This window comes from Polycladidibacter stylochi (genome assembly GCF_001562055.1).
GTDB lineage: Bacteria > Pseudomonadota > Alphaproteobacteria > Rhizobiales > Stappiaceae > Pseudovibrio > Pseudovibrio stylochi.
In genome coordinates this window covers 311,768-328,066 of sequence record NZ_LLWE01000024.1, presented here as the reverse complement: position 1 = coordinate 328,066, position 16,299 = coordinate 311,768, and the positions used below count along the sequence as shown (strand labels likewise).

The 16,299-nt window shown below is 47.9% G+C and carries 6 protein-coding genes; 3 read left to right on the top strand and 3 right to left on the bottom strand.

Going from position 1 to position 16,299, the window contains the following annotated elements; translation table 11 throughout:
- Positions 1-23: 23 nt before the first annotated feature.
- On the bottom strand, positions 24-347 hold the full coding sequence (locus tag AYK67_RS07890; RefSeq protein ID WP_068084629.1) for an ArsR/SmtB family transcription factor: 324 nt from the start codon (positions 345-347) through the stop codon (positions 24-26).
- Between the two features lie 338 nt (positions 348-685).
- Between AYK67_RS07890 and AYK67_RS07885 the strand changes: the two genes are divergently transcribed.
- The 3 genes from AYK67_RS07885 (at position 686) to AYK67_RS07875 (ending at position 13,296) form a co-directional block, all read left to right on the top strand.
- On the top strand, positions 686-2,050 hold the full coding sequence (locus tag AYK67_RS07885; RefSeq protein ID WP_068084627.1) for a DEAD/DEAH box helicase: 1,365 nt from the start codon (positions 686-688) through the stop codon (positions 2,048-2,050).
- Positions 2,051-2,746: 696 nt separating this feature from the next.
- Positions 2,747-9,811 carry a DUF7507 domain-containing protein gene (locus AYK67_RS07880; protein WP_162265092.1) on the top strand — a complete coding sequence of 2,355 codons (7,065 nt, stop codon included), beginning with the start codon at positions 2,747-2,749 and terminating at the stop codon, positions 9,809-9,811.
- Positions 9,812-9,819: 8 nt separating this feature from the next.
- Entirely contained in the window at positions 9,820-13,296 is a 3,477-nt protein-coding gene (locus tag AYK67_RS07875) for a hypothetical protein (protein WP_068084622.1), read from the top strand.
- A gap of 70 nt (positions 13,297-13,366) precedes the next feature.
- Here the strand turns inward: AYK67_RS07875 and coaBC are convergent, their stop codons facing one another.
- Entirely contained in the window at positions 13,367-14,596 is a 1,230-nt protein-coding gene (coaBC, locus tag AYK67_RS07870) for a bifunctional phosphopantothenoylcysteine decarboxylase/phosphopantothenate--cysteine ligase CoaBC (protein ID WP_068084620.1), read from the bottom strand.
- Positions 14,597-14,732: 136 nt separating this feature from the next.
- Positions 14,733-16,016, bottom strand: a complete 1,284-nt coding sequence (locus AYK67_RS07865; protein WP_068085337.1) for a penicillin-binding protein activator — start codon at positions 16,014-16,016, stop codon at positions 14,733-14,735.
- Between the last annotated feature and the right edge of the window lie 283 nt (positions 16,017-16,299).

The window sequence follows — 16,299 nt, the reverse complement described above, 5'->3', positions numbered from 1 at the left end:
TGCGCTTACCCGATAAGGTTCTGCTAGCAAATACCCGTTAATTCGTTGCTTTCTGGTGCACAATAGAGGCCATACAAGGTATTTAAGACAGCTTCAATTTCACTACTGGCAAGAGAGTAATAGATCGTTTGTGCTTCGCGTCGCGTATTCACCAGATTATTGGCTCGCATTTTTGCAAGATGTTGGCTTAATGCTGACTGGCTTAAATTAACACTCTGTGCCAAGTCTCCTACAGCACATTCACCTTGCAATAGTTTACAAAGCACCATCAAACGTTTTGGATGCGCCATTGAAGAAAGTAGTTTTGCTGCTTCTTCTGCGTTTTGCTCCAATTGCGCTATATCCATAGTTTCCAATTTTCTTATCCTGTTCTGTAGGTCGCAAGCCCGACAATAACTCTTGAAAGAAATCACCTGAAGGAAACGACCTGTAATGGCAATCTAAATGAGAACACTTTCCACATACCACTTGACTTTGCCACATTAATTCCGTCATGACAGGCTTTAAATGCCAGGTTCCATCCTAACAGTATAACGTGGCGAAGTTGTGTGCAGTTTTAATACAAGTTTTTTGTATTCCCAACAGCTTCAACTGACCTAACTTGAATCCTGTCATATTCCCTTTGCGTACTTAGGTTTAATCACGTATTGTAGCCTAAAATGGCTGTTGCTGAAAGAGAACAAAATTGACAAATTTCACCAGTCTTGGAATATCTCGTCCGCTAATTCTGGCACTTGAAGCAAAAAATTACTCTTTGCCAACACCCATCCAAACGCAAGCAATACCAATAATACTTGAAGGTAATGACCTTGTTGGGCTTGCTCAAACCGGTACCGGGAAAACAGCTGCCTTCGGGCTGCCATTATTGCAGCGATTACACGAAAGTAATGTCCGGCCAGCCCCACGAAGCATACGCAGCCTCGTTTTAGCGCCGACAAGAGAGCTTGCCGAGCAAATAACCAAAAACTTGAAAGAATATAGCAAGCGACTCAATATGCATGTTGCCAGCTCGGTTGGTGGGGTACCTATTGGCCCCCAAATTCGAGCATTGCAGCGTGGACTGGATGTTCTTGTTGCGACACCAGGCAGACTATTGGACCTTTGCACGCGCAATGCTGTTAATTTTGAAGAGCTTGAAATTTTCGTTATTGATGAAGCGGATCAAATGCTTGATCTGGGTTTCTTGGCGGAGCTTGAAGAAATTGCCTACCAGTTGCCTGTAGAAAGACAAAGCTTGTTTTTCTCAGCCACAATGCCAAAAGAAATTGAGCAGCTGGCTAAGCGCTTTTTAACTAAGCCTAAACGCGTTGCGGCAAATCCACCTGCTACAACCGTTGAGAAAGCCGACCAGTTAATAGCTCATGTTAGAGCAGAGCAAAAATTTCCCCTTTTGAAAGACCTATTGAATCGCGATCACGTTACAAAAGCATTGATTTTTACCCTCACCAAACGAGGGGCGGCCATTTTATGCCGTAAATTGCAAGCTGATTCTATCGCGGCCGCTGTGATTCATGGTGATATGAGTCAAGTTGAACGCAACAAAACACTGGAGCAATTTCGTCGTGGGCATTTGGCCTATCTCGTTGCGACTGACGTGGCTGCACGCGGCATTGATGTTCAAGATATTAGCCATGTAATAAACTATGATATGCCCAATGTAGCCGAGAATTATGTCCATCGCATCGGGCGTACGGCTCGTGCCGGGATGAGTGGACAAGCTATTTCGTTCTGCTTACCTGAAGAGCGCGGTATGCTGCAGCAAATTCAAAGCTTGATACGCAAGAAAATTGCTGAGCACCCAGACTATGCCTACTTTAAATCGGCACAAGAGCCCAAATCGCTTCGCAAAACCGGTAGCTTTTCAAAAAGGCCTCAGGTTAAGAAAACTAGAACGGATAATAGTGGTCCATCAAAGAAGCCTGCGAAGGGGAATAAGAACGCAAATAAAAAAGCTATGATTGCAAAGTCGACAAAAGCGACTAATGCGCCTGCAACTACACCGAGTTCACCAAATGCGAATGGTTATTTAAGGCGTAAAAAAACAACTTAACCGTTGCTTGATTGAAAATGTGATCGTTTTGAGTATCCCCCAAGGCGCTCACCAAGTCGGCATGTATTTTGGATTCATTTAGGGTCTGCAATAGCCGCAGTGCGCCTTACTCAATAGGTATACTTGCCTTGCAATACTCCTATACTTAATCTTGCCCGCTCTTGTTTTCATAGCTGCCCTACTTAAATAACGTAGGTGCGAAACAGCTACCCCCCTGCATCAATTCCCTTAATACTTTGATTTATTTTATATAATTACCACTATTCAATCTAATGCATTCATACCTACAGTCCACATTGTCTTTAAAAATAATGACGCACATCACTAACCTTGAGATTTGACCTAACTTTATCCACTGACTTTAGGTCAAATAATGTTTGATATATATATTTTTAGATTTAATAATATCTTGAGTTAGAAAATTGCAAATCACCAAACATAAGAACAATAAGTTCTTTTACAAAGAACATTAAGCAATCCTGGTATTTCGAGTACATATCAAAGAGTTTCTCCTGAAACTTACTTAAGGAGTATCACTCGAGGGGCTGCTTTATCGATTAAGTGGAATACAACATGCACGGTGTGTTATCGCTGTCTACATTAGTCAAGACTGCTAGCTCCAGACTTCAAATTAAAATAAAATCTTTCCTTTTTTTTAGCCTACTCAGTATTGTTCTTTGCTTTGGCTCTCCTGCAATGGCAGGGAATTACGATCTTGTTTTAGACGTGACTGACGGGGCATATGACCCATCTCCTGCAGGCGATTACATTAACTACGATGTAACAATTACCAACTCTCCTTTTGGCGTGGGCTCAACTCCTTCTAGCGCAACAACTCTCGAGGTTGCGGTCCCCGATGGAGCGCGGCTAACTGAGATAACCGGTTTGAGTTGTAAAAATGCGCTACCACTGGACGGGCCAATTCTTAATAGCTGCGATATTCCCGCGCTGGCCATTGACGAAGTTATTAGCTTTAAAATTATCATGCGTGCTCGGGCTGAGGGGTCCATTAATCTTAAGGTGACTTTGCCAAACGATGCCGACAGCTTTGATCGCAATAATAGCTGGACGGAAGGAACGACCATTATTGCAGGGCCCGGTATTCCTCCGGACCCAGATCAGACAGATCTTTCTTTGGCTATCTCTGGTCCAGTAATCGCAGCTAGCGGTGCTATCGTCGATTACACTTATAAAATCACCAATAATGGCCCGAAAGATTCAAGGCAAATGGAGTTGCAACTGCCAGTAATCGACGGTTTTTCCTACAGCAATGTCCCTGTTGGCTGCCTTGCCAATGGTGATGGTTCTTATTCCTGTAATATTTCGAGCGCCCTTGCAAATGGTGCAAGTAAAAGCTTGCATATTTCTGGGCGGGTAACCAAGCTGTTCAGCCTTGGTGCAGAGTACACTTTAAATGGCACAGTATCTGCAAAGGGTACAACTGATAACAATAATGCTAATAACTCGGCATCCCATAGCGTAAGCGTAACTGATGGGACAGATGTACACGTGGTTCTGTCCAACTCTGTTGGAACATTGGGGTTGGTAGGCGAAACTGCTACTCTTACTGTTAGTGGGACCTACACAGGTAGTGCCCCCCAAGGCTTACAGTTTCAAACAACGCTTGCAGATGCCTATAAAATTAAAGGTGTAAGCTCCTCTTCTGGTGGGTGGAGTTGTAGCTACAGCGGTCAAATTGTCGAATGCTCCCGACCTTCTGATGCACTTATAGGCGGCGAAAATATGCCGCTAGGTAGTGTCGAAATTTCTGCCTTAATCACCAAGACGGCAACAGACATACAAAACTACGTTGTTATGGGTGGTTTTACTCCCGATGATCCGGATTTAACCGACAACGATGCCTACGATATCAAACACAAACTAGAAGATCCGGTTGTCCAACTTTCTGTATCAAAATCAGGACCTTCGCCAGCGCTATTAGCGGTTGGTGAAAGCTATAAATTTAAGTTGCAGGTAAAAAACAATCGCAACACTTCATTAAAAGAAAAATTGAGCCTTACCGACCATTTACCAGCAGGCCTAGAATATACAGGGTTTGCAGGCAATGGCTGGACGTGCCCGGCAGGACCAATTGCAGGGCCTTCAGATATTACTTGTTCAAAAGCCTATGACGCCACCAACCCACTAGCTGTGGGGACCTCTTCCACACCGCTTACACTTACAGTAACCGCCACCGCTGCTGGTGATGCCAGCAACACGGCTACAGCTAGTACTCCTTCGTGGCCAGATGGCCATACAGGTGGCCACTATGATTATAAAGTCCATGATGCTGTAAACTATGCCGATATTACTGTATTGAAGACAGCCGCACACGATCCATTGGCAGTTGGTGGTGTGCAGACCTTTGGCATTGAAGTGGTCAACAATGGCCCTGGAACGTCTACCAATGTGCGCATTACTGATCACTTGACAGATTTGCTAAACAGCAGAACTGGCGATACAGCAGATACTGGCTATCTAAAATACCAAATGCAACTCAATTCAGCCTTAGCAGGAGGAGGTAGTTGTACTGAAAAATCCGGGGATCGACGCGTTGAGCTTGACTGTACTATCGCCTCAGTACCCAAGTGCTCCACTGGTGTTGATTGCCCTAAAGTTCTAGTGGATGTGCGGCCTGCATCAGGACTAAACAACGGCAAAATCCTTTCTAACAGCGTCACGGTTCTTTCCTACGGAATTGCCGATCCTGATTTAACCAATAACGAAGCAAGTATTTCCTATAGTGTGTCGCCTGTTACAGACATTTTAACGCAATTAACAGCCAAGGCCTCTTCACCAGCTGGCCAAAAAGTCAGTTTTACAACTACAGTTAGCAACCCGACATCGGATCGCTATCTTAGTTATGCTGATAACAGTAATGTTAGTATTACCCTACCAGAGGGTGTTTATTTCAACTCACTTACTTCGGCCGGCACCTGCAGTACGTCATTATCAAATGGCGAGCTGATTACATCAGCGAACAAAACAGTGATCTGTGATCTAGGGACTATCAGTACTGGAGGGTCCAAGAAAACTGTTATCACCGTTGAGCCACCGGAGGCGATGCAGGGTATTGCGATAGTGGCGAGTGCCGTGGCTACCACCAGCACAGCTGAACTGCCATATTTGAGCAATACGGCTAGCAAAAGCGTTCAAGTTACAGCACCTAGATTTAACCTCATCGTGAATAACTCCGATGATGTTGACCCTTTGGAAGTTAACACAAGTACTCATTACACAATTAAAGTGCAAAATGTAGGACCATCATTTGCCGAAAATGTACTACTAACCTATAGCTTACCGCCAAATCTTTTGTCATTTCAGTCTCTTACCAGTACAGGTATTGATTCAGGCGATATTATATGTGATCCGCTACCAGCCGTTGGCAGTTACGGAGGCGTATTAACCTGTCGATTTGCAAGATTTGATAGCGGAAAAGTGTATAGCCTGATTGTCAAAGCACAAGGCGAAGACAAGGGCACGATTACAACAACCGCTGCATTAAGCTCTGCAGCTATGACTGCTGGCTCTGATACCAATACTGCCAATGACAGTGCTAGTGAAACCACTACCATGCTAACGCGCGCAGATGTGGAAGTAATTAGCAAAGTCCCCTCTAAAGCTGAGGTGGATTTGAATGAGCCATTCACTTACAAACTCACATTGCATAATAAAACGGGTCCCGGCCTTCGTGAAGCAGATGGGGTAATTGTCTCAGATAAGCTGCCAGCCGGAATGGTGCTCACTGGCTTACCATCTATTATCTCAGGTACCAGCTTTGTAACCTCAACCAAATGTACAAATACAAGTGATTGGGCATCTTTTAAGTGTAACCTTGGTACCTTTGAAAGCGGAGGTACTGTAGAAGTTCTCATTCCTGTAAAAATAAACAGTAAAACTCAGCTCTGGAAAACATCGAGTAATACTGCCTCTATCAAATCGAAAAAGTCATTCGATAATGACCATGGCAATAATACTGCAACGGGCAGTGTGACTGTGGTCGCTTCATCCATTGCGGGGACTGTCTCCTATGATTTTGATAATGATGGCACTTTAGAAGCGGAAGATTATGGTGCGAGCGGCATAGCTGTCAGCCTTAGCGGCACCTCTTTGGAAGGCGCAGCGGTTAATCTTTCAACCACTACGAATGCAAATGGCACCTATCTGTTCAAAGATATTCCAGAGGGTACCTACAAGGTTACGCGAGGCTCAACAGCTGAAGGCTTCCTGGTCGACGGGCTGAGCCGGGCAGGCTCTTCAGGTGGTATCAATACAATTGCAGATAAAGTGAGCGCCATTACGCTTGCACAAAAGACAGATGCGACAGGCTATGATTTTACTGTCATTCCGCAGGCGCGTGTTGGCCTTGCGCAATATGTCAGTGCAGGGCCTACCATCGCGGTGGATGGCTCGTTTACATTTACCACCAGCTATGTGTTGGAGAACTTCTCCGTTGATCCGCTCAAAAGCGTTGCGATCACATCTGATCTAACTGCGGCCAGTGATGCGTTGGGGAGTTATCACAGTTTCAGCGGCGGGGAAGACCCACGCACCGCGCCAATGGCAAACGGCAGTTATGCAGTGTTGAGTGCGCCTACGGGCAGTTGCGTTGGCCTACATGGTGGCTTTAACGGGAGCAGCGATAAAACCTTGGTATCGGGGGGAACGTTGGCAGCTGCGAGCAGCTGTACGTTCACCGTTGAGATGCGGGTTATGCCGGCAACCAAAAGCGCAGGAAGTACAGCTTCCAGCTTTAGTTACAACACCCAATCCTATGTGGAAGCGCTGGGTGCGCTCACTGGCCAAGTGGATTCCGATTATTTCTTGCTGACTGATTTAAGTGATAATGGCACGAACCCGGACCCAAACAGCAATGGTCGCCCGGATGATAGCGGCGAAGATGATCCAACACCGATCAGCGCAGCGCATACTGCGGCTGTGACACTGGTTAAAACCGCAGATACTTCAGCTGTGTCGCTTGATGCGAAAGCCGGAGAGGTTGTCACCTACGCCTACGCCATCACCAATAGTGGTAGTGTTACGCTGAAAAACCTTGTTCTACAAGATCCGATGGCAGATCTTGTGCTGACCGGTGCTCCGATCGCCTCATTGGCGCCGGGCAGCACCGATAATAGTAGCTACAGTGCCAGTTACACCCTCAAGCAAACTGATGTGGACCGAGGCACACTGACCAACCGTGCCACCGTGGAAGGGATCGATCCTTTCGGCGGAAAAACCAAAGATGTTTCGGGAACCAACGCAGGCAATGATACGCCAACTGTGACCGTGCTCGGGCGTGCCCCGTCAGTGGCGCTAGTCAAAACAGCCGATACCAGTGCCTTGAGTAACCCCGCAAAGGTTGGTGAGCAGATCCGCTTTACTTTCGAGATCACCAATACGGGCAATGTGGAGCTTTACAATATCTCGGTTGCCGATACGCTTAGCGGTGTTGTTGTAAGTGGTGGCCCGATTGCGACTTTGGCACCGGAGGGGCGTGATAGCACCAGCATCACAGCGACATATGCCCTTACACAGGCTGACCTTGATACTGCAAGTGTTACCAACAGCGCCGTTGTTACAGCGTATGATAGCAGTTCCACGCCCTACACAGATATCTCGGGAACAGCGATAGATAATGATGAACCAACAAAAACTACAGTTGGGATCCAGCCAGCGATTAAGCTGGTAAAAAGGGCGGATACCTCTCACTTGCACCATAAAGGTCAGGTCGAGGCTGGCGACGAGATTTTCTACACCTTTGAAATTACAAATACCGGCAGTGTCACACTCAACAACGTGCGCCTCAGCGACCCGCTGCTCGGCGCGGGGTTAAGCGGCGCACCGATCGATGGCCTTGCGCCGGGTGCAACAGATAGCACCAGTTATACCGGTAAACTCCTTGTCGATGCTAGCACTGCCGCATTGGATAGTCTTAGCAATACAGCCACCGTCACTGGGACTTACGGAAGCTCGTCAACCGGCGATCCGCTAGAGGTGATAGATAGCGATACGGTTGAAACAGGTCTTGTGTTTATCGAGGCGCATCCTGAAACCTATCCGCCTATTTTCAGCAATGGGGGGACAACAACTACGGTTTTAGCGTCAGATCGCTTGGGCGGCACACCTGCAACCTTGGCCAATGTAACGCTGGCACAAGTTAACGCGGATGACGGGCTTACACTTGATGTTGCAACGGGGCTGATTACTTTGGCACCCGGTAAGCCTGCTGGCGACTACAAGCTCTCCTATCAGATTTGCCGCAAAGACAATCCGGCAATCTGCGCAAGCGCGACCGAGACTGTTGTACAGGCGGCAATTGATAGCCTTGAGGTGACGACAACGCAGGTGCTTCGCGACAATGGTGACGGTATCGATGGGGTCGCAGACGTTATTACCTACACAATCACAGTTGAAAACACAGGCAATACGCCGCTGCAAGGGCTCGCTCTTTCAGAGGTGTTTACAACACTTGATGGCAAAACAGAGCTAAAGTTAGACCGCATGCCAGCATTTGTCAGTGCGTCACTCGGCTCTTCCGCTGGTCGGCTCAAAATCGCCGAAACAGCAACGTATACAGCATCATTTACTCTAACCGCAGCAGCAGTGGACGGCACAGGCACACATTTGCAGTCAACTGCAACAGCGTTGCCAATCTACGTTTTAGTTATTCCTCGTAACCCTACACTGATTACGGACGCATCAGATGATGGTGATGACCTTGATGGTAACACAACCGATGATCCAACAGATTATCCTTTGGCACCTGTTGTTCTTGATAGCTATCTGGAGCTAACAAAAACCACGCGTGTTCAAACGGTAGAGCGCGGTGCAGTGGTGCCGTACACCATCACCATTCGCAGTAAACTGGCGCGTACCACCGGACCGATGACCCTGCTTGATATCATGCCCGCTGATTTTGCTTTTGTGAAAGAAACAGCAATGGTCGATGGGGCCAAATGGCCCGTAACAGTCAATGGGCGTGTAACCACTCTGGATAATCTGTACATCTCGCCTAATGCGACCATGACAATTACGCTTAATGGGCGGGTTCTTATCTCAGCACATGCAGGAGAACACACCAACCAAGCCGTGTTGAAACATAGCGTTACGAAAGAGCTGCTCGCGCCTAAAGCTAAGGCAACAGTACGCTTACTGCCCGAGCATGTGTTTGATTGCGGCGATGTTTACGGAAAAGTCTTTCATGATGTGAATGAGGATGGCTATCAAAATCCACCAAGAAAAGGCGTTGTCGAAAAAGGGATGCCAGCTGCCCGCTTGATGGGCGTTGATGGCACTATTATTACCAGCGATTCTTTTGGGCGCTACCATGTACCTTGCGCCATGCTTCCTAAAGGCCGTGGCTCTAACTTCATCTTGAAGCTGGATACACGCTCGTTGCCGAAAGGGTTCTATGTAACTACCGAGAACCCAAGGGTTGTACGCCTCACTCCAGGTAAAATGAGCGAATTAAACTTCGGTGTTGCTCAATCAAAGCGCGTAGTCATACGCGTTGGTGGTGACGCAGTACGAGGTAATCGCCTTAGCCGCCCCCTACGAAAAGCCCTAGATCGGCTATCGCAGCAACTTGAGGCCAAGACAGCTCTTATCAAGCTTGAGTTTATGTTGCCACGTGGTGAGCAAACTGCCTCACAAAAAGAACGTGCTTATAAGATGCTGGCTGATGTGGAGACTTATTTGCGATCTCGAACCGGCAACACTGCGCGCCTCACCTTTGAAAAGTCCCTCTCCAGTACTATGTAGTTGTAAAAATGAATAAGAATAATAAGTTTTGTAATCGCTTACTTGGCTCAACTGCGAAAGTACAGTTGATATTTACCACAGTAATTACCTCTAGTTTTTGCTATAGCGGATTTGAGGCGCATGCTTCGCTTCGTGGGCAAGATTTCTCGATTATCTTCGAAACTACTGAAACCCTAAATGCTCCCCAAGATGTTGAGGAGCATTCGAGGGCTGATACCGCTCATTTTGAGACACAACTCAAAGGAACAGAAGTAAACCGGTACCTTGCAATTACGGTGGAAGATGAGCGAATTCACTATGCCAATGGTGAAACCATTACCTTTTCTGCAAAGCTGAATTATTCCAAATTTATTAATCGGGCCGAAGTAATCATTCGAGAACCCAATGGTGTTTTTACACGCGAACACGCGGTATTGCCCCTTACGGCTAACTATGAAGCTTCGTGGAAAATACCGACTTCCAACTCCGCACAGTACAGCTATAGCGTACGTGTGTACGATGCCGAGGGTCGGTACGATGAAACCGCACCGCAGACCATTTCAATATCAGACGAAGTTGCACGAACGAAAACGAATAATAACACTGAAAACACAGTAAACCAACAGTCAACAACTGATCAGACGTGGCGTCGTGGCATCCCACTTATAGGCGGAATGCTGGTTGTAAGCGGCCAGGTAGACCCTGATAGTCCTCTCAACATCATGGGTGAAACAGTTCTTGTAGAGCCTTCCGGAGACTTCCTTTACAGTCGTAATTTGCCTGCAGGCAACTACGAGGTAGAGATAAAGTACGTCTCTTCTGGCCAGCAGCGCTATAAGACCTTACCAGTCGAAATTCCCAGGTCTGAATGGCATGGCGTCGGTATTATCGACGTAACAGCATCCCATAGCCTGCAAAACACCGCGAGCGAAGCTGACCCACTTTTTGAAAAAACAAAAACAGAAGGACGGGTTGCCTATTACATAAAAGGCAAAACAAAGGGTGGTTGGACGATTACTTCTTCAGCAGACACTGGAGAAGGAGACCTGGAAACGATTTTCAGGCGTCTGGATGAAAAGAACCCGGATGCCTATCTGGATCGCTTAAAATCTGACGACCTTTACCCGACCTATGGCGATGACAGCACCAGCTATGACGACACCCCCAGTTCTGGCCGTGTTTATGTCAAGGCCGAGCGCGGTGGCACTTCAGCGCTGTGGGGAGATTTCAAAACCGCGGGCAACAACACTCAGCTACTGGATAGCAGCCGCAGCCTCTACGGAGCGGAGTTTCGCAGTGAGAGCGCGGATCGAACAGCGGGCGGAAAACCTCGCGCCACTATTTCCGCCTATGGTGCCAAGCCCGATACTCTACCACAAACCGATGTGCTGCGCGGAACCGGGGGATCGGTTCTGTTCCTTTCGCATCAAGATATCAATGTGGGCTCGGAAACAGTCTATATAGAAACCGTTGATCCAGATACGGGGCGCAAAGTGGCAACACAACCGCTTACCGCCTCAACGGACTATGAAATCAACTATACGCAAGGAATCATCAAGCTTGCAAAACCGCTGAACTCTAGCAGTTCTGATGGGTCGTTGGTCAGCGGTGCCGCCGGTGCCTACGATGTTAATTTGGTCGTACGCTATGAGTACACACCCAGTTTTAGTGATGTGGAAGGGTATTCTTATGGCGCCCGTGCTGAAGGCTGGCTGAGCGATAATGTTCGCATTGGTGCAACTGGCATGGTGGAGACAACCGGGGCAGCAGACCAGAAAATGGGCGGCGCTGACCTGACTGTCAAACTGGGTGAAGTCAGCCACATTACCGCAGAGGTGGCAGGCAGCCATGGGCCGGGATTTGGCCTTGCCCAGTCTACGGATGGCGGGCTTAGCATCACCGAACAGCTTAGCAAATCGCGAGGTACAGCGATGGCCTATAAGCTGGATAGCCAATTGGATTTGCAAGAGCTGGGCATCTCGCAAAGTGGTCTGGTCAATCTCTACATGGAAAGCGCAGAGGCTGGCTTTTCTACGCTTAGCCGCAACATCGAAAAAGATGAAGTCCTGATTGGTGGGCGGCTGCAGACAAAGCTAAGCGAGCGCCTAAGTGCGGGTGTTGAAGCCGAAAGCTATCGGCAAAAGGGGGGAGAGCGCAAGCAGAGTGTGGCCGCTGATTTTGCATACGCCTTGAACCAAAAGTGGAATCTGGAAGGCGCTGCAAACTATTTGAAAGCAGATAAGCTGAAAGATGCAAGCAAATCCGGTGAGCGGCAGGATGTAAGCGCCCGTGCGACCCGCCTTTATGATGAGGATAGTAAGCTGTGGCTGTTTGGGCAGGCGACAGTTTTTCGCCGCGGCGGGTTGGAGCGCGCTGATCGCCTTGGTGTTGGCGCACAGACGCGCTTGAGCGAAAAACTGCTTGTTTCGGGGGATGTCTCGGGTGGCAGCAGCGGCTTGGGCGCATCGGCGCTGCTAAACTACCAGCAAGCGCAAGACCGCGAGTTCTATATGGGCTACACACTCGATCCGACGCGCACGCTGGACAGTTACAAACTGGTTGGAACAGATATGGGTAAGCTGGTTCTGGGTAGTAACTATCGCTATTCGGAGGCAGCAAATGCCTTTGCTGAAAACACCTTTGATCTATTTGGAAAGAGGCAATCGCAAACCAGAGCCGCCGGACTTACCTATACACCTTCACAGCGTTGGAGCTATTCCGGCGCAATAGAGAGTGGCCGGGTACGCGATCGTAACAACGGTGATTTTGACCGCGATGCGATTTCGCTTGGTGTCGCTTTCTCCGATGAAGAGGCTTTGAGCGCCCACGTGAAGGGGGAATACCGGTATGAGGATGGGACCAGCGGAACAGTTGACACATGGGCGCTGATCAGCGGGTTCGAATACAAGCAGTCAGAGGCCAGCCGTTTTATCGGTAGTGTTGATGCGCTTTTTTCCAATAACAATCAAAGCACGATTGCTGATGGCGACTATGCCAAAGCGAGCCTTGGTTATGCGTTCCGCCCGATTGAAGACGAGCGGTTGAATGTGTTGTTCAAATACACGTATCTGCATGATCTACCAAGCAAAGATCAGGTGAATGCAAGCGGTGACAAAGACGGCCCTTCACAGAAAAGTCATGTGTTTTCCATTGATGCGGATTATGATTTGAATAGCCACTTCACATTGGGCGGCAAGTATGGTTATCGCCAGTCTCTCGTGGCGCAGCGGGGCACACAAGATTACAAGAGCAACACGGCGCATCTGGGCATCGCGCGCCTAAACTGGCACGTGGTGAACAACTGGGATGTGATGAGTGATGGCCGCCTCATGTACTCGGAAGAGGATGAAACTTTGTCCTTCGGCGCGGTGCTTGGCGTTTATCGGCATATTACTAAGAATCTGAAAATCGGCATTGGTTACGAATGGGGCCATGTCTCGGAAGACATGACCGAGCTGGACTATCGCAGTCAGGGCATCTTCGCCAATATGATTGTGAAGATGTAAGCTCTTCACAAACTATAATTGCTGGTAAATGATTTTGAATGACGTTAGCCATCATTTACCGGCAATTGTTTTAGTTGGAGCAGGAGCCGAACTGTTTTTCATAGGCTTTGGCAATTATTTCAATCAAATTACCTGCTACATCGTTTTTATTCATTTTTGGCAGACTGGTCACCTCATCACGGGTAATTACGTGTACAGTGTTCTCGTCTCCCCCCATCACATTGTTCTCATGGCGTACATCATTCGCAACTATCATATCCGCTTGTTTTCTGACCAGCTTTGACTGGGCATTCGCTATGAGGTCGTTTGTTTCTGCTGCAAAACCAACAACATATTCGGGTCGATTTGTTGTTGAGCTGGCGATATTGCGCAAGATGTCGGGATTTTCAACAAGTGCAAATGATGGCAGAGTACCCGTACCATCCTTTTTTAACTTGTTCTGACCACTTTCTTCAGTACGCCAATCCGCCACCGCTGCTGCCATAATAGCAATATTTACCGGCAAAGCAGCTTCAGATGCAGTGAGCATTTCGCTAGCAGTTTCCACTGAAACACAAGTGACGCCTTCTGGTGCTTTCAAATTAACTGGACCGGAAACAAGTGTCACCTTAGCACCCGCTTCTCTGGCGGCTTTAGCAAGTGCATACCCTTGCTTGCCTGAAGAGCGATTGGCGATATAGCGAACAGGGTCAATTGGCTCGTGTGTTGGCCCCGCAGTTATAAGCACATGCTTGCCTGCTAGCGGTTGTTTTTTGGGTACAAAAAAAGATTCAATAGCAGCCACTATTTCTAGCGGCTCTGCCATGCGGCCCACACCAGCTTCATTTTTTTCGGCCATCTCTCCGCTATTGGGCCCGATGAAGTGATGCCCATCTTTTTGTAATTGCAAATAATTACGTTTTGTGGCCGGATGCGACCACATTTTCGAGTTCATTGCTGGGGCAAGTAAAACTGGCTTGTCGCAGGCAAGTAACATACATGAAGCTAAATCATCAGCTATGCCATTTGCCATCTTGGCCATCATATTGGCTGTTGCTGGGGCGATGACGACAATATCTGCTTCTCTTGAGAGGCGAATATGCCCAACATCATGCTCCGCATCACGGTCAAACAGCTCAATAAATACTTTATCTGCGCTTAGGGCCTCAACTGCCAGGGGGGTGATAAACTGGCATGCGCTTTTTGTCATGACAGTTCTGATCGTGGCTCCACGTTCTTTCAAACGCCTTATCAGATCCAGCGATTTATAGGCGGCAATCCCTCCTGTGATAACAAGAAGAATACGTTTACCCTGCAGCATATGATTTGCTCCCTGTTGAGGTGGTAGCTATTAGCCACTAGCAACAAGGTATTATCGGATAATTCGGTTGTTTTCCAGAGAGCATAATCCCCCTAACTCTAATATTAGGGGGATTTGTTAGATAGGTATAGAGCGCTTAGAAGTGGTTTGAGAACGTTCTCGGTGCCGGTGATACAACTTTTGCAGCACCTTTGCTGGAAACTGCATAAACTGCTAAGCCCCGCTGGATAATGCCATCTTGCCTGAAGCGGAAGATGCCATCAATTCCAAGAAAACCGTCTTGGTTGGTGAGTACACGAGGTGTGAAGCGATCAGCACCAGCCGAACGTACCAAGCCAGCGGCAAGAATGGCTGCATCATAAGCAAGCGAAGCATTGCGCGGTGGCACCTGACCATAGGCTTGCTGATAACGTTCCGCAAAGCGTTTAAAGTTTTGATCGTCAGGAGCAGGGAACCAGCTACCAGCCATGACAGGCGATTTTAACAGATCTGGTGTATTCCACAGACCACTACCAAGGATTTTAATTGATCCTGTTGAAGCACCGTTTTCTGTCAGTACCTGCATTACAAATGGCGGTACGCCACCACCTTCAGGTATAAATAGCGCATCAACCTGAGAGGCCAGCTTGCCAATTTTGCTTGCCTTTGCCCGGATATCATCCACATCACCTGGTGTATACCGTTCAATAGTGACTATGCGCCCACCAAAACTACCAACAGCCTGCCGGAAGGAGGCCTCAACGACGGCACCATAAGAATTATTCGGCAACATGGCTGCGTAGGAAACGCGCTCTTGCTCATGGGCAAACGAGATGATGCGTGTGACATCTGATTCAGGCAAGAAACTTAGCAAATATGTGCCTTGGCTTGCTGCATTGGTATCTGAAGAAAAGCCGATCACAGGTACACCAGCTCTGCGTGCAATGCGCGAAGCCCCTTTCACTGCCGGGCCATAAATTGGGCCAATCAACAGTTCTGCGCCTTCAGATATAGCTGCTCTGGCTGCTGCCTCAGCGCCATCTTGTGTCCCTTGGGTATCTTTTACAAGAAACTGAATATCTGCTCCCTGGAAATCCGTAAGAGCCATTTTCGCAGCATTTTCAAACAGATTAGCAACTTCGTTTGCTTGAGTTCCTGTTGTTTGCTGGGGGTAAGCTGATACATTTTGAGCTACAGCAACAGGCGCTTGCTGTTGCGAGGCTTCCAACTTGGAAAGAGGCAGCAGTAAGCCAACACGAACTGAACCTTCGCCAATCGTACGGCCATGGACTACAGGGTTTATGGTTTGCTGTGCATAGTTAGGCCCATCATAAACAGCGGGGTTCATACACCCAGAGACCAAGCCAACCATTAAAAGCATTGCAGCTGATAGCAGCTGTCGAAATATTCGTTTGTTAAGCGCGAAGCGAATTCCGCTCATATCTACCCCATCCATTCCGGCAGTGCCTGCTCTTGGTATAAATAGCAGGGTCTTTTTACACTATCGGGTGCAGTTGCGTACTCACTGGAACATAGAGTACTGTTTTGTACTGGCATTTCCCGTTTCAATACTGTTTTTACAGATACAGAACAGTTAATACAGCCTGAAACCACCCTAGGGCTGGAATTTTGCTCATTTTATGTCAAAAATCACCCATCAAGGGCCTAAGGTAGACCCATTTCACAAGTGATGCGCCCTCATGCTTGTGCAAAACTTAAGACTA